1 protein-coding gene is annotated in these 18,928 nt (G+C 34.4%); it reads left to right on the top strand.

Going from position 1 to position 18,928, the window contains the following annotated elements:
* Positions 1-8: 8 nt before the first annotated feature.
* On the top strand, positions 9-18,863 hold the full coding sequence (locus F0000_RS23325; RefSeq protein WP_223148939.1) for an SDR family NAD(P)-dependent oxidoreductase: 18,855 nt from the start codon (positions 9-11) through the stop codon (positions 18,861-18,863).
* Positions 18,864-18,928 lie beyond the last annotated feature (65 nt).

Here is an 18,928-nt window from a genome sequence, read left to right as displayed (position 1 = left end):
AGGATTCTGTGGCGTTATCCTCTGTAGCTTATACGCTTCAGATAGGTCGAGAATCGATGCAGGAACGATTATCGTTTATAGCATCGACTAAGGATGCAGTATTAGAGAAGTTAGAATCTTACTTGTCGGGATCTACATCAGGTTTATATACAGGTAATACGAGGGATAACGCTTCAGAATTTCTCTTACAAGATGAATCAGAAAAGAGTTATGTCTCCACAGCAATAGCAAATAAAGAGCTGGATAATCTTGCTCGATTATGGGCTTCGGGTATTTCTATAGACTGGAATTTGTTGTATGATTCCGTTGTTCCTATGAAGGTAGGTTTACCTACATATCCATTTTCGAGAGAGCATTATTGGGTATCAGAAACTTCTGATGCTTTTTTAGACTCTTCCGTCTTTTTGAATCATTTACATCCATTAGTTCATCAAAACATTTCAGATTTACACCAGCAATGTTTTCGTAGTGTTTTTACAGGAAAAGAGTTTTTCTTTTCAGACCATCAATTGGGTGGAAAAAAGTTATTTCCCGGCGTAGGTTATTTAGAACTTGCTCGGGAGTCAGGAAGACTTTCTTTAGGACATTTGATATATTGTTTTAGAGAAGTTCGTTTGTTACATCCATTTGAAGCGCCAGAGTATAGTCAGGAATTATTGATTCGATTATTCCCATCGTCTTCTGGGAGTGCTAGTTTTGAAGTGTATAGTAATTCTGGAGATTCAGAGGTAGTTCATAGTGAAGGTATTTTGGATACCGAAGTAGGAGCTAATTCATTGAGGTTTGATATTTCTGACTTAAAATCAAGCTATTCTATTGTATTATCTAAGGATGAAATATATTCAAAGTTTTTAGATTTGGGTGTTTTTTATGGTTCTCATTTTCAGGGTATAGAAAGAATATATTGTGGATCAAGGAGTAGTTTGTCTCGAGTTCATCTAGGCTTAGTATCAGGGTATGGGCTCCCTTTAGGGATTTTAGATAGTGGTCTTCAGAGTTGTTTAGGAGTTCTTATTGGATCAGGAGAGGATATAGATTCTTTGTTATTTCCCTATAGTATAGAATCATTTCACCTTTATCGAGACACATTTCCTGAAGATGTTTGGGTGTATGTTGAAGTTGCAGAAGGTGCTGGATCAGGTAGCTTGATGTATGATGTTTTGTTTTTGGATTTAGAAGGAGTGGTTGTCTGTGATTTTAAGGGATTGTTGTTATTATCGGGAGGAGGCACTTTTTCTAGTGCTAGTAGTGATATGGTTTGGAGTTCTCATTATTATTATAGCGGTATCTGGAAGGATTCATTGCTGTCTTCCTCGGACGTATCCAATGTTGAAGCTGTTCCTACTTTGATTATATTATTAGGGGTTTCTTCCTCTCTGGGTGATAAGTTGTGTTCTTCTCTAGGTCAGGAGGTTTTATGTGTCACTCCAGAGGATTCATTTGCTTATTTTGAAATCATATTGAATCTGGTTCAAGAGCGATTATTGTCTTTAGATGTTTCGCAGTTATTATTAGTTTATGGTGAATCAGATTCCTTGGATTATGGGTTTATCTCAGGATTATTAAAGAGTTTACATTTAGAGAGTAACAAGCTTAGGGGTAGGTCATTAGAGGTGTCAGATGCATCGATTTCTAATTTCACTTTACTAGAGACTCAATTAAAACAAGAGTTATCCAAGGATGCTATTTCTACAGAGGTTCGTTATCGCGACGGTATTCGTCAAGAGAAGTTTTATATAGAATCTTCATTATCTTCTATGGTCACCAGTTCAAACCGGGTATCGTTTCAGGATGAAGGAGTTTATCTGATCACTGGCGGTATGGGAGGTTTAGGAAAGTTATTAGGTTCTCATATTCTTTCAGGATATAAAAAATGTATCGTTGTTCTTATTGGTCGTCGTTCATTGAGTGAAGAGGAAAATTCTTGGGTTTCTTCACATTCAGGTATGGTTTACAAACAAGGAGATGTTACTGATCGTTCTTTTATAGAAGTGCTATTATCAGATATTGTGACGAGCTACGGTAAATTAAATGGTATTGTACACACCGCAGGAGTATTACGAGATAGTTTGTTACCAGAAAAAGATATTTCAAATTCTTTATTAGTTTTAAAGCCCAAGATATTAGGAGCACGTTATTTGGATGAGTTGAGTCGCGATATTTCTTTAGATTTTCTAGTTTTATATTCATCAATTTCGAGTGTTTTAGGTAATATAGGTCAGGGTTGTTATGCTTCGGCAAATGCCTGGATGGATCGATATGCTGATTATCGAAATGACTTAGTTAGTCAAGGAGTTTGTAAGGGGCACACGCTGAGTATTAATTGGCCTTTATGGTCAGGTTCAGGGATGAATGTTTCTCAGGATGTTAAGACTTATTTTAGTCGTTATTGGGGTCTAGATATACTTCCAGAGCCTTTAGGCTTATCGATTTTAGAGGATTTGTTATCAACAAGTTTTTCTCAGGTGGCTGTTATTTATGGAGATGGGTTTCGATTTTATGAGCGTTTATCTGGAAGAGGTGTTTTAGAAGAAAAATCAACTACGACTATACCAGATCAAACTATTTTGTTAGAAAAAGTACAGACAACATTACTTGATTTAGTGTCTAAACTATTAAAATTAGAATCAAAACATATTTCTATTAATGAAGAATTAGGCTATTATGGATTTGATTCTATTTTATTAACTAAGTTTTCTAATTTACTTAATGAATATTATAATTTAGATTTACTACCAACAATATTTTATAATTATCCAACAATAGTATCCTTAAGTTCATTTTTATTGGAGGAGTATCAAGAGTTTATACTCTATTATTATAGAGAATCTATTACTACTAAGAAGGATATAGAAATATCTCACAAAAAAGATTTGTCACCAGTATTATTAAGAAATTCTAAGTTTCGTTTTATTTCTGAAGACAAAGAAAATAAAACAGGATCAGTTGCTATTTCTTCAGAGATGCATGAGCCAATAGCAGTTGTTGGGATGAATTGTCGTTTTCCGGGGAGTGAAGATTTGGTTTCATTTTGGAATAATATAGAGAATAATACAGATCTAATAACCAGAGTGACAGAAGAGCGATTATCCTTAGAATCTACAGGGGAGGCATCAGTAAATAAAGCTACTAGGCCAGAAACTCTAGAATGGGGAGGTTACCTAACGGATATAGATAAGTTTGATCCATTATTTTTTAACATTTCCCCAAGGGAAGCCGAGTTAATGGATCCACAACAGCGTATCACCATGGAGTCTGTCTGGCATGCATTGGAAAATGGAGGTATAGCTCCAGGGTCCTTAAAGGGTAGTAAGACAGGAGTTTTTATAGGAGTTTCTGGGACGGACTATTCAAGTTTATCAAATAAAAGCGCTATCAATCTATATCAAGAGGCACAATATTCTATGGGAATAGCTCATACGATGATTGCTAATCGTATTTCCTATTATTTAGATTTACAAGGCCCTAGTGAACCGATAGATACAGCTTGCTCAAGTGCTTTAATAGCAATTCATCGAGCAGTAGAAAATATTCGTTCTGGGGCTTGTTCTATGGCTATAGCCGGAGGTGTAAATACGATATTAAATTCTGGAATTACTCAATCCTTTGCTAAGGCAGGTATGTTAAGTTCAGATGGTAGATGTAAGACTTTTGATCAACAAGCCAATGGTTATGTACGAGGTGAAGGTGTAGGTATTGTTATCTTAAAATCTTTAAAGCAAGCAGAATTAGATGGTGATCGTATTCAAGGAGTTATTCTCAATACAGGAGAGAATCATGGAGGTCGTGCTAATACATTAACTTCTCCCAACCCCAAAGCTCAGCATGATTTATTATTAAAAACATACCGTGAAGCAAAAATAGATCCACGATCAGTAAATTATATAGAGGCACACGGTACGGGTACTAAATTAGGAGACCCTATAGAGGTAGAGGCATTAAAGAGTTCTTTTGAGGCATTGTATTCGGATTATGGAGTTGATTCAGGTTCTGTAGTTCCTCATATAGGTTTAGGAAGTGTAAAGACTAATATAGGTCATTTAGAATCAGCAGCGGGCATTGCAGGTTTTATAAAAGTGATTTTATCAATGAAACATAAAAAAATACCAGGTAATGTCCATTTAAAAGAGCCTAACAAATATTTACAATTAGAAGAGAGTCCTTTTTATTTACAACAACAGACAAAGGAATGGATTGTAGCATCAGAAAAACCAAGAGTAGCCGGAGTTAGTAGTTTTGGTTTCGGAGGGAGTAATGCTCATTTGGTTGTAGAGGAATATAGCTCAAAGAAAAAGAAAGCCTATACAAAAGATGTTCCTGCCGTGATTGTTTTGTCAGCTCGTAATAAGGAGCGATTAACGGCTCAGGTTGTTAATTTGAAAACATATTTGGATAGTGTTAGCCATGATCTAAACTTGCATGATATCGCTTATACATTACAAGTTGGTCGTGAAGCTATGGAAGAGCGATTAGCTTTTGTAGTTACTAGTTTAGAGGAGCTTACTACACGATTAGAGAACTACAAAGCAGGAGAATTATCAGCTGTATATACGGGTAATATTTCTAATGGTAAGAATCATTTCGTTCTAAAAGGCAATGCCGGAAAAGGATATATAGAAATTGCAGTACGAGATAAAGAATTAGATTCCTTATCTCAATTATGGGCAGAAGGTATAAAGATTGATTGGGATTTACTTTATCTAGGAGATGACTATCCCAATAGAATTAGTTTACCTACCTATCCATTTGCAAAGGATCGGTATTGGATTCCTGAACAACAAGAAGGTGTGGTACTGAGTGTTAAAAATCATCTTCACCCATTATTACATATCAACAATTCAGATCTTAAAGAACAAAAATATAAGAGTACCTATACAGGAGAGGAATCATTTTTGAGAGACCATCAGGTTCACTCAGAGAAGTTTTTGCCAGGAGTAGCATACTTAGAATTAGCCAGAGAAGCAGGAGTTCAGAGTATTCATAAACCCATAACTCAGTTAAAAGATATCACTTGGTTAAGTCCTGTACGCGTTAATGGCAGCCCACAAGAAGTTCAGATTAGTTTGTTTGAAGAAGGAGATTTAGTAGGGTATGAACTTTATAGTGGTTCCCCAGATTCAGGGGTTATTCATAGTCAAGGTCGTTTAGCTTCAGAAAAATTAGGAGCAGTACCTTCTTTTAGTATTACTGAGATTCAATCTCGTTTAGATGAAGAGAAGCAAGGCATAATTTGTTATCAATTGTTCAAGGAAATAGGCTTAGATTACGGTAGTAGTTTTCAAGGTATAGAAAAGTTATATTATAGTACTACAGAATCCTTAAGCAAGATTCATCTTGATCTAGAAGAAGGCTATGTATTACCCCCAGGTTTATTAGATAGTGCTTTACAGACGTGTATAGGGATGAGTTTAGGAGATCAAAAAAAGGTTTTGAGTCTACCTTTTAGTGTAAAAGAAGTAAATATATACGGAGCTGTAGAGGATACGGCATGGTGCTATGTCTGTAAACGTAGTGCTCATAATTCAGCAAGTACTATTGGGAGTTATGATATTTATATGTTATCAAAATCAGGTGATGTTTTATTGAGTTTTATTGAGCTTACTATTTTACCTTTAAAAGAGTTTGATCCATCTACCTCAATATCGGGGAAAGATTCACAGAAAGCATCTATGCCTATATTAGAAAATAGTAATAGGTGTTATAAGCCTGTTTGGGAGCGGTCGATTATGTTGGAAAAAGAATCTATTTCTGAAACAGCATCAGGTGTAACTGTAATTATTGGTCAAAAAAACACATTCACCGACCAATTAGAACAAAAATTAAAATCATTAGGAGCAGAGGTTATTGTTATAGAAGAGTTTGGATTATTATCGGATCTGGAGAGAATCGATTCTGTATACCTTTTACAAGGTCTTGATCAGGATATCAAGTCTTCAGCTAAAATTATAGATCAAATAGATAGTCAAGAACTTTCTGTTTTTAGAAGTATTAAAAAGCTTCAATCAAAAGATTTAAGAGCATTACAACTCACAGTTGTAAGTTTTAAAACACAGTTGGTATGTACTACAGATACTGTCAACTCGGCAGGTTCAGGAATTATAGGTTTTGTGAGTTCACTAGCCAAAGAAGAACCGAATTGGTCTATTCGAATCATTGACATTGATGAAAAAGAAATAGCGGGAATAGGTGATATTTTAAGAGTTCCATTTTCAAAAGCTACTCAAGTAAGTGTACAAGCATTAAGAAAAAAGGTATGCTATAGATCAAAACTAATTTCTGTAGAAGTCTCAAGTTCATTGCTAAAAAGTAAATTCAGAAATTCTGGAGTCTACCTTATTTTAGGAGGAGCCGGAGGTTTAGGTAGCGTGACTACAGAATATTTGATAAAGAAATATAAATCAAAAGTTTATTGGCTTGGAAGGAGAGAAAAAAATCAAGAAATAGAAGATTTAGTTCAGACTTTTTCTAAATATGGTTCAATCCCTGAGTATATTCAATGTGACGCAACTGATGAATCAAGTATATTATCAGCTTACGATCAAATCAAGTTAAAAGAAAATACCATACATGGAGTATTTCATTCAGCAATGGTACTTCATGATATGATGATTTCTAATATGAAGGTTTCAGATTTTAAAGCATCCTTTATGCCTAAATCCATATCTAGTCACTATCTGGTAGAAACTTTTAAAAAAGAACCTTTAGATTTTATATGTTTTTACTCTTCCATAGAAAGTTATCAGAACGCTTTTGGGCAAAGTAATTACTCAGCAGGCTGTACATATAAAGATAGTTATGCTAGAGAAGTAGAACAAGAATTGAAGATTCCTAGCTATACTATGAATTGGGGGTATTGGGGAGAAGTTGGAATTGTCTCTGATGAGAGTTATAATGATTATATGTCCCAAATAGGGGTTGGAAGTATAACTAGTGAAGAAGGTATGGAAGCACTAGAAACATTACTTTCAGGAAGAGGTAGACAGTTATCAATTATAAAACTAGTGCAAGATAATTCTCGTACAAGTCTGCCAATAAACGAAGATAGGATCATATTCAACCAGAAAGAAAGTTCATATATAGAATTCGATAAGCAAACAACACCTATTCGCTTTACAGTTCCAGAAGGCGAAAATACTTTTAAGGATGTTTGTTATATGGGAGTCTTACAGGTTTTAAATACGTTAGGTGTCGAAAATTATACTAAAATAAAGCTGCCAGAACTTAGAAGAGAACTAGGGGTTATAGATAAATATGAACGTTTATTTACCGAATTAATTCGAATGTTAGATATGGGAGGTTATATCTCCCTAGAAGGAGAATCGATACGTATTTCCGAAAAGGAAAAACAAAGACTGCATACTTTTGATATACAAAAGGAAATGAATGTTGTTGTAGCTACCTATCCTGATTATAAGGCATATTCAGAATTGTTAAAGGTTTGTCTCCAGTCTTTTGTATCTATTTTAAAGGGGGTGACTAAGGCTATTGATATTATCTTTCCTATGGGTAATATAGACTTGGCATCAGCTATTTATAAGAATAATTATCAAGCAGATTATTTTAATAATATAATATGTGATATAGTCAAGAGTAGTATTGAAAATAGCATAAAAAATAGTGGACAGGGGAAGAAAATAACCATTTTAGAAGTTGGTGCAGGTACTGGAGGAACTAGTGCTTTACTATTTAGTACTTTACAAAAGTACAAGGAACATATTCGTTATATATATACTGATATTTCTAAGAGTTTTTTATTATATGCGGAGAATACCTATAAGGGGGTAGCTCCATATTTAGAAACGAAGCTTTTTAATATAGAAATGACCCCAGAAGATCAAGAAGTTGATTTAGGGAGTTGTGATTTAGTAATAGCGACAAATGTCGTACACGCAACAAAAGATATCTCAGACGCTTTATGCAATATCAAAGGTGTTTTAAAAGAAAACGGACTAATATTACTTAATGAAATTGCAAAAACAGAGATATTCAGCACACTTACTTTTGGGTTGTTGGATGGATGGTGGTTATATGATGATAAAGAGTATCGATTAGAAGGTAGTCCAGGTTTATCTTCTAATAGCTGGAGGCATGTCTTAGAACATTTGGGGTATTATAATGTAATGATTTCTCCAGAACAACAAAACTTACCGCAACAAATTATTGTGGCAGCAAGCGATGGAGAGGTAATACTAGAAAAAGCAAAGAATCAGTATTTTAAAGAGTTTGCAGAAAAAAATAATGAACATAATTTTTTGATAAATGATGAGATACAGGAGAGAGCAGAAACATATCTAAAAGATATCTTTAACCGAGTTTTAAAACTAAAAAAAGAGAGTATTGATGTAGAGGCTTCTTTTCATGTTATGGGAGTAGATTCTTTATTAGTAGGAGTTTTAAGTAAAGAGCTTTCAAAAGACTTAGAATATATCTCCCCTACATTATTTTTTGAATATAGAAATATTCGTGAATTGGCGGTATATCTTGCAGAAGAACATAACAATTTTTTGGTAGATACTCTTAAAGAAAGTAAAAAAGAAAAGGCGGTTTATGAAAAGGACTACACTAGTCCCGTATTACAAAAAACAAGAGGTCATAGATTAAAAGGGTCATCATTTAAAACATTTTCTGAGACAGAACGAACTAAAATTAAGGGACAGCATAACGTTATCCAGGATGATATTGCCATTATAGGTATAAGTGGTCGTTATCCAGGAGCCAAAAATGTTAATGAGTTCTGGGAAAATTTAAAAGGAGGTAAAGATTGTATTACAGAAATACCAGTAGGTCGCTGGGATGCAAGTGCTTACTACGATGTTAAGAAGGGAGAGTCTGGTAAAATGAATAGTAAATGGGGCGGTTTTATAGAAGGTGTAGATCAATTTGATCCTCTATTTTTTAATATTTCTCCACGAGAAGCAGAATTGATGGATCCTCAGGAGCGTTTGTTTTTACAAACAACTTGGGAAGCAATAGAAGATGCTGGATACACAAAGGAGAAGTTATCTTATTACAGTACCGATGCTAAAATAAAAACAGGAGTCTATGCAGGGGTAATGTATAATGAATACCAATTATTTGGAGTAGAAGGATACTTAAAAGAGAGCATATTGGCAGTAGGAGCTAGTCCTAGTAGTATCGCTAATAGAGTATCTTATGTATGTGACTTCAATGGTCCGAGCATGGCTGTGGATACTATGTGTTCAAGCTCACTAACAGCTATCCATTTAGCGTGTAAAGATTTGCGGGATGGAGAGGCCAATGTTGCTATTGCAGGAGGTGTCAATGTAAGTATACATCCCAATAAATATCTTTTACTTAGTCAAAATACTTTCTTATCAGAAAGAGGTCTATGTGAGAGTTTCGGTGAAGGTGGCGAAGGATTTGTTCCCTCAGAAGGTGTTGGAGCAGTTGTCTTAAAACCACTGAGTCAGGCAGAAGCAGATGGTGATCAGATCTATGGTGTAATTAAGGGAAGTAGTCTCAATCATGGAGGTAAGACCAATGGGTATACAGTCCCTAACCCCAATGCACAGGCAGCGGTGATCAAAGAAGCAATAGATCGAGCAGGTGTAAAGTCAGAAGATTTTAGCTATATAGAGGCTCATGGTACAGGTACAAGCTTAGGAGATCCAATAGAGATTTCAGGATTGAGTAAGGCTTTTAAGAGTAGTAATAAAGGAGGTCAATATTGTGCTATCGGTAGTGTAAAGAGTAATATCGGTCATGCCGAATCAGCAGCAGGTATCTCTGGGTTGACCAAGATATTGCTACAATTTAAGCATAAACAGTTGGTTCCGAGTTTACATTCTAGTAGTTTGAATAAAAATATAGATTTTGAGCGAACCCCATTCAAAGTACAACAAACGTTAGAGGAATGGTCTGTAGAAGATAATAAGCCTAGGTTAGCTGGGATTAGTAGTTTTGGAGCAGGAGGGAGTAATGCTCATTTGGTTGTAGAGGAATATAGCTCAAAGAAAAAGAAAGCCTATACAAAAGATGTTCCTGCCGTGATTGTTTTGTCAGCTCGTAATAAGGAGCGATTAACGGCTCAGGTTGTTAATTTGAAAACATATTTGGATAGTGTTAGCCATGATCTAAACTTGCATGATATCGCTTATACATTACAAGTTGGTCGTGAAGCTATGGAAGAGCGATTAGCTTTTGTAGTTACTAGTTTAGAGGAGCTTACTACACGATTAGAGAACTACAAAGCAGGAGAATTATCAGCTGTATATACGGGTAATATTTCTAATGGTAAGAATCATTTCGTTCTAAAAGGCAATGCCGGAAAAGGATATATAGAAATTGCAGTACGAGATAAAGAATTAGATTCCTTATCTCAATTATGGGCAGAAGGTATAAAGATTGATTGGGATTTACTTTATCTAGGAGATGACTATCCCAATAGAATTAGTTTACCTACCTATCCATTTGCAAAGGATCGGTATTGGATTCCTGAACAACAAGAAGGTGTGGTACTGAGTGTTAAAAATCATCTTCACCCATTATTACATATCAACAATTCAGATCTTAAAGAACAAAAATATAAGAGTACCTATACAGGAGAGGAATCATTTTTGAGAGACCATCAGGTTCACTCAGAGAAGTTTTTGCCAGGAGTAGCATACTTAGAATTAGCCAGAGAAGCAGGAGTTCAGAGTATTCATAAACCCATAACTCAGTTAAAAGATATCACTTGGTTAAGTCCTGTACGCGTTAATGGCAGCCCACAAGAAGTTCAGATTAGTTTGTTTGAAGAAGGAGATTTAGTAGGGTATGAACTTTATAGTGGTTCCCCAGATTCAGGGGTTATTCATAGTCAAGGTCGTTTAGCTTCAGAAAAATTAGGAGCAGTACCTTCTTTTAGTATTACTGAGATTCAATCTCGTTTAGATGAAGAGAAGCAAGGCATAATTTGTTATCAATTGTTCAAGGAAATAGGCTTAGATTACGGTAGTAGTTTTCAAGGTATAGAAAAGTTATATTATAGTACTACAGAATCCTTAAGCAAGATTCATCTTGATCTAGAAGAAGGCTATGTATTACCCCCAGGTTTATTAGATAGTGCTTTACAGACGTGTATAGGGATGAGTTTAGGAGATCAAAAAAAGGTTTTGAGTCTACCTTTTAGTGTAAAAGAAGTAAATATATACGGAGCTGTAGAGGATACGGCATGGTGCTATGTCTGTAAACGTAGTGCTCATAATTCAGCAAGTACTATTGGGAGTTATGATATTTATATGTTATCAAAATCAGGTGATGTTTTATTGAGTTTTATTGAGCTAGAAACGATCTCATTAGATGGTTTTTCGGAGCAAGAACAAGCTTCGGTAGATATAGCTTTAAAAGAAGAACTGGGGCTTCATTTATATAAAAACCAATGGGTTACTCAATCAGAAAACGCCATAAAAGACAGGCTAGACACGAGTCATTTAATTTTACTTGCTGGCGGTTCAATAGCACTAGCCGATAGCTTAAGATCTTCCTTAGTTCTGGAAGTTATTTCTCTAAAAGAAGGATCAGCATTAAGTTATTATAATGAGGTTTTATCCATTGTACAAGATCGTTTAGAATTAAAAGAGGCTATAAGTGTTACGGTACTCTATGCTAATGAAGATTATATTTCTTATGGATTTATTAGCGGTTTGCTAAAAACAGCATCTATAGAAAATTCTAGGTTTACAGGAAAAACACTTGGAGTTCCTAGCCTATCTATTTCGGCGATAGATGTTTTGGTTTCTATCATAGAGCAAGAAGTATCAGATAGCAGTGCAGAAGTTCGATATATCTCAGGGACTCGTGAAGTTCTTGAGATTTCAGATGTCTTGGATACGATAGATGAAACACCAACGCATTTACAGATTAAAGAAGGTGGTGTTTATTTGATCACAGGAGGTATGGGAGGATTAGGTCAATTATTCGCAAATTACATTTCACAGACAAGTGCTACTCGTTTGATTTTAACAGGTCGTAGTATGACCAGTAGGTTATCTGAGGAAGCATTACATAATCTAAATGCTGTTTATCATTCTTGCGATGTTACGGATCAAGATTCTGTATCATTACTAATCAAGGATGTGTTGGATAAATATGGTCATTTGGATGGTATTATTCACAGTGCGGGCATTATTAAGGATGAGCTTATAAAAAATAAGACTCCAGAAGACGCTTCTTTGGTATTATCGCCTAAGATATCAGGTGTTCAATATTTAGATGAGGCAACAGATAATTTGAATCTGGACTTCATGGTTTACTTTAGTAGTATTGCAGGTGTTTTAGGTAATGTAGGACAGTGTGATTATGCTAGTGCTAATGCTTGGTTAGATCAGTATGCTTCTTACAGAAATGACTTGGTACATAAAGGCAAACGAAAAGGACATACATTAAGTATCAATTGGCCTTTGTGGGAAGAAGGAAGTATGCACATACAAGCAGATAGTAGAACCTATATAGAAAAGAAACAAGGGATGTTTGCATTACCTACAACTATAGGGATTGAGGTTTTTGAGAAATTATTAGCACATCATTATGATCAAGGTATTGTCGTATATGGTAAAAAGAGCCTGTTAGACCAGATATTTTTAAAGAAATCAGTAAAAATCAAACAATCTGATAATAAGATTTCAAAAATAATAGGGCAAGAAAAATTAAGAGAAACCGCAACTGCTTATCTAAAAACAGTACTATCTTCTGTCTTAAAGTTACCGATTACTAGAATTAAAATAACAGATGATTTTGAGAAGTATGGAGTTGATTCTATAATGGCTGTTAAGCTTACTAGTTATTTAGACGATTTTTTTGAAAATCTACCGAGCACTTTATTTTTTGAGTATCAGAATTTAGATGATTTGATCACTTTTTTTGTATCAGAATATCCTGATCGTTTACTAGAAGTTACTGGGCTAAGTTTAGATACAGAAGGCAAGCCAGCTTATGACTTTAGTAATGTTGTTTCAAAAAATAGAGTAAGTAGACGTTATCGCCTTTCACCAGACGTGCAACAAGGTATTCAATCTTCTGATTCAGTAAAATTTGAAGATATCGCGATTATAGGATTAAGTGGTCGTTATCCCGGAGCTTCTAGTTTAGAAGATTTTTGGTCAAACCTACGCAATGGAGTTGATAGTATCACGGAGATCCCATTAGAACGTTGGGATTTAGATAATTTTTATGACCCAGATAAGGATGAGACAGGTAAGAGCTATAGTAAGTGGGGTGGTTTTATAGAAGATGTAGATAAATTTGATCCATTATTTTTCAATATCTCGCCACGAGAAGCTAAGTTTATAGACCCTCAGGAACGTTTGTTTTTACAAACGGTTTGGGAGAGTTTAGAAGATAGTGGTTATACTCGAGAAAGTCTTCAGCAAATACAATCTTCTGAGAATTCGATAACCGGAGGGCATGTTGGTGTTTATGCAGGGGTAATGTATAATGAATACCAATTATTTGGTGTAGAGGAAACCTTAAAGGGTAACCCACTGGCTACTTTTAGTAGTCCAAGTAGTATTGCTAATCGTGTTTCTTATTATCTGAATTTACATGGTCCTAGTATGGCAGTAGACACGATGTGTTCAAGCTCACTGACAGCTATTCATTTGGCAGTTGATGCGCTTCATAATGGTCATTGTAGTATGGCTATTGCTGGAGGTGTTAATGTAAGTGTACATCCTAACAAGTATAAAATACTGAGTCAGAATATGTTTGTCTCAGATAAAGGTAGGTGTGAGAGTTTCGGAGAAGGTGGAGAAGGATATGTTCCTTCAGAAGGCGTAGGAGCAGTTGTCTTAAAACCACTGAGTCAGGCAGAAACAGATGGCGATCAGATCTATGGTGTAATTAAGGGGAGTAGTCTCAATCATGGAGGTAAGACCAATGGGTATACAGTTCCTAACCCCAATGCACAGGCAGCGGTGATCAGAGAGGCAATAGATCGAGCAGGTGTAAAGTTAGAAGATTTTAGCTATATAGAGGCTCATGGCACGGGTACAAGCTTAGGAGACCCAATAGAGATTTCAGGATTGAGTAAGGCTTTTAAGAGTAGTAATAAAACTGGTCAATATTGTGCTATCGGTAGTGTAAAGAGTAATATCGGTCATGCCGAATCAGCAGCGGGTATCTCTGGGTTGACTAAGGTATTGTTACAATTTAAGCATAAGCAACTGGTTCCGAGTTTACATTCTAGTAGTTTGAATAAAAATATAGATTTTGAGCGAACCCCATTCAAAGTACAACAAACGTTAGAGGAATGGTCTGTAGAAGATAATAAGCCCAGGCTAGCTGGGATTAGTAGTTTTGGAGCAGGAGGAGGTAATGCTCATTTGATAGTAAAAGAATACCAGAGAACAGTTTCTGATGCTGATATAGATTCAAAAATACAGAGTCCTTATGTCTTTGTAGTATCTGCTCGTAATGTTGATCGTTTGATTGTTCTGGTAGAAAACTTGCGTTTATATTTAGAGTCTCAGGATTCAGTAACTTTATCCTCTGTTGCTTATACGCTTCAGATAGGTCGAGAGTCGATGCAGGAACGATTATCGTTTGTAGCTTCGAGTAAGGATTCATTGCTAGAGAAGTTGGGATCCTATTTATCAGGATCTATGTCTGGCTTATATACAGGTAGTACGAGGGATGACTCTTCAGGGGATCTTGTAGAAGATACTATAGATAAAAACTTCCTAACCGCAGCAATAGCAAATAAAGAGCTGAGTGATCTAGCTCGATTATGGGCTTCAGGTATTTCTATAGACTGGAATCTACTATATGATTCAGTTATTCCATCGAAGGTAAGCTTACCGACATATCCATTTGCAAAAAAACGTTGTTGGATTTCGAGTAGTGATAAGGTTTTATATGAATCTAATCAAAACAGACTAGAAAGTAAACAAGAAAGCTTTATTGTTCCAGAAACTACAGAAACAAATAATATCATCTCAGGATCAGGAAAAATAATATTAGAAGAATTAGTTAATGTGAATGAAAAGGGTAATAATGACACTATACATATAGAGCAGAAACAACTCCAAGAATTACAACTAGAAGAACGTAGAGTCCCAGATTTGAATTTTGAAAATAATACTATTTTGACCAAGAATCAGGTTACCAATAGAACTAAAATACTTTTTGAAAAAGTATTATATCTAAGTCCAGAAGATGTAGATGTTTTTAAGTCTTTCATGGATTATGGAATTGATTCTATAATAGGTGTTGAATTGATAAAAAAAATAAATGACGAATTTAAATTAAATATTGCAGCCTCCAAGTTATATGAATTTACAAATCTGAATACGTTCATAAACTATGTTTTAGATCAATTAGAGGTTCAAGAAGAAGAAAATAATAATACTATAAATAAAGATTCTTTACTAACAAAAACAGAGAAGTCAAACTTGCTCTCTAATGATGAAGATAGTACTACTTTAATGTCCCTAACAAATAGTATAGATGATGATCAAATAGAAAGTAAACTGAGGATATTATTTCAAGAAGTTTTATTCTTGGATGAACCAGAAGTTGATATGTTTAAATCATTTCAGGAATACGGTATAGACTCTATTTTAGGAGTAGAATTGATTAAACAAGTAAACAACGAATTTGGTTTAGATATAGCTGCTTCAAAACTTTATGAATATAATAATTTAGATGAGTTAAAAAATTATCTAAAAAATAAGCTGATTATATCTTCCCAAGACCATAAAAAATCAGAAAATGTAGGTGTAAGTAAGATAGGATTAGTTTCATTAAATGAATCAAAAAGTAGTATTAAGCAACAGGTTGAGATTACAGAAAATCATCAGGATACTGCACAAGGAAATGTAATCGATACATTAAATCATGTAATAAATAGTATAGAGGATGATCAAATAGAAAGTAAACTGAAAATATTATTTCAAGAAGTTTTATTTCTGGATGAACCTGAAGTTGATGTTTTTAAATCATTTCAGGAATACGGTATTGACTCTATTTTAGGAGTAGAATTGGTTAAACAAATAAATAACGAATTTGATTTAGATATCGCTGCTTCAAAACTTTATGGATATAACAACTTAGATGAGTTAAAAAAATATCTAAAAAATAAGTTGATCATATCTCCAAAAGACCATAAAAACCCAGAAAATATAGGTGTAAGTAAGATTGAGTTAGTTTCATTAAATGAATCAAAAAGTAGTATTGAGCAACAGGTTGAGATTACAGAAAATCATCAGGATACTGCACATGGAAATGTAATTGATACATTAAAAAAGCAGTTTCAGCAATTGTTGTATTTAGAAGATTCAGAAATTGATATTACGGACTCATTCGAACATTACGGTTTAGACGAACTTATTACTACAAACTGGATAAATACTATTTACGATGATTTTACTATTAGAGTTTCTATTGAGGAGCTTTACAATTCGGATACTTTAAAAAATCTAGCGAGTCTTATCCAAAATAAATCAGAGATGAGATTAGGTAACGATTCAATTAAAGTAAATAATGTGTCAACCGTGCCACAACCTGTAGGAAAAAGAAAAAAAAACCAATCTGAAGAATCGAACTTAAAAGAAGATAGCATAGTAATCGTAGCAGCAGAGGGTGTTTTTTATGAGGTGAATGATTCGAATGAATTATGGGAGAAAATGCTTCAAGATCAAAATATAAAAACGCAAAAAGAGCCGACAGAACAGTTTGGTAGGTTAGATACAACAAGTTTAGGAGAAAATATTTCAGTTCTTGGACTATCAAAAGAAGCATTCGGTAAACTGAATGATCAACAAAAACTTATTTATAGCGTATTAGCGGATGCATTTGTAAAAAATGAAGTATCTGTACAAGAGATGTCATCAGCTCCAACAGGCATATTCATAGGCGCTCAACAAGTTTTGTCAAAGAATAACGAAAAAGAATTTGCTGGTTTTGAAGAAACGGCAACATATCTTATTCCTAATAAGATATCATTTCTTTTAAACCTCAAAGGTCCAAGTGAAGTAGTGAATTCATATTGTAGCAGTAGTTATGTAGCCATCCATAAAGCAATACAAAATATAGAGCTTGGAGAATGCAACCAGGCAATTGTTGGAGCGGTGAATATAGTATTTGATAATGTATTTGGGAAAGAGGACCCTAAAATGCAACGCTTATTTAGTAACAATGGTTTGACCCAAAGTTTTTGTGATGATGCCAGTGGTTTTGTCAGAAGTGAAGGAGCAGGAATAATCATTATGAAAAGGTTAAAAAAGGCAATCAAAGATGGAAATAAAGTATTAGCAGTACTAAAAGGAAGTTCTGTATCACATAACGGAAGAGGCTTCTCTTTAGAAGCACCAAGTGCTGAAGGTATTAAACGTGTAGTTAAGAAAAGTTTACAAAAATCAAAAATAGCTCCAGAAACAATCGATTATATTGAAGCACATGGTATTGCCAATAAAATGGCAGATGCAATAGAATTAACCGCTATTAGTGAAGTTTATAATGAGCTTATAACCGATGATCATACTAAGAAATGGCAAGTTAGTACTATAAAACCAGTAGTAGGTCATCCCGAATTTGCTTCAGGTATGGCTTCTCTAATAAAAGTAATTAAGGCTTTTGAAAATAAAATGATTCCGGGAATTGTAGGTTTAGGTAAGGTTAATTCTGAACTTGCTAATAATCAGTACATAACTTTAACACAGGAATCTAGGTACTGGAAAAATGGTAATCACCCAAGGAGAGCTGCTCTAAATAGTTATACTGTGGGAGGAGTAAATGCACATATCATTTTAGAAGAATATACAACAAAAAATAACAGCTCTGATATTCAACAACCTGAAGAAACTAACGATGTTAGTACCCTAAAAAACGAACAAGTAAAACTTACGCCTCAATATAAATCTTTGATATCAAGTGTCTCTAAACAAGTATTTAAAAAAGATTTTTTTGAATTTGATCCGTATGAGCCCTTGTTTAATTTAGGTCTGAGTTCTGTAGAAGTAATCCAGTTTACACAAAATTTGAATGAAGTTTTAGATATAGATATTCCTGTAGGTCAGGTATTTGGTAAAGAAAATTTAAACGAAGTTTTAAAATTGTTTAAAGCAAATGTACACCCCAAAGATGTAGAACCAGACAGGCATTTACTTTTATTAAGTGATGGGTTGATAGAGAAAGCAAGTTTTATTATTCCGGGAATGCCGGGGATTTCAGACGGCTATTTTGAACTGGCAAAAGAAATTTCAGAAGATAATATTGTATATGGATTACAAATGAAAGGAGTTTATGGGGATACACCATTAAATTCGATAACCAAAATGGCATCTCATAATATTGAACTAATAGAAAAATCGGGTGCACAAGGAGAAATCAGTTTGTATGCTCACAGTTTTGGAGGTAGTGTTGTCCTGGAAATGATGAAAAAACTAAAGAAAAACAAAAATATAAAAGTTGATAAAATAGTATTCATTGATACCCCTGACTTATCAGGGAAAAGAGGAATTACCAAAAAGATGACATTACTTTTTATTGATATGATATCGGATTTTTCTGGATTGCCAAAAGAAAAATATGAAAATGAATTTTTGAAACTCTTGAAACTACCCAAAAGAGATTGGGAGTCAAATTTAAAAAAGCTTTTTACCAAAGAAAAGCATTCTAAAAAAGTCGAAATTTTTATGAATTTGTGGAGTATACTCGTAGCCTCGTTAGATGCAAAAGTTACCTATAATTATATTGATAAAAAAACTCCGATTTATATAGTGACTGCTTCAGATACAAATCATAAAATATTCAAGCTAAAGGACTGGCAGGAACATTTTAAGAACGCTAATCATATAGTGGCTGATGGAGATCATTTTTCAATAATAAAAAAACCATTTGTAAAAGAATGGATACAAAAAATATAAAGAATTAACAATGGATGAAACTATAGAAATAATGAAAGAAAACCATCTAGAAATTATCCCGGAAT

It is taken from the genome of Aquimarina sp. RZ0 (assembly GCF_008370685.1).
GTDB lineage: Bacteria > Bacteroidota > Bacteroidia > Flavobacteriales > Flavobacteriaceae > Aquimarina.
Note: the sequence above shows the minus strand (reverse complement) of the source record. Positions and strands in the feature narration are given on the sequence as shown.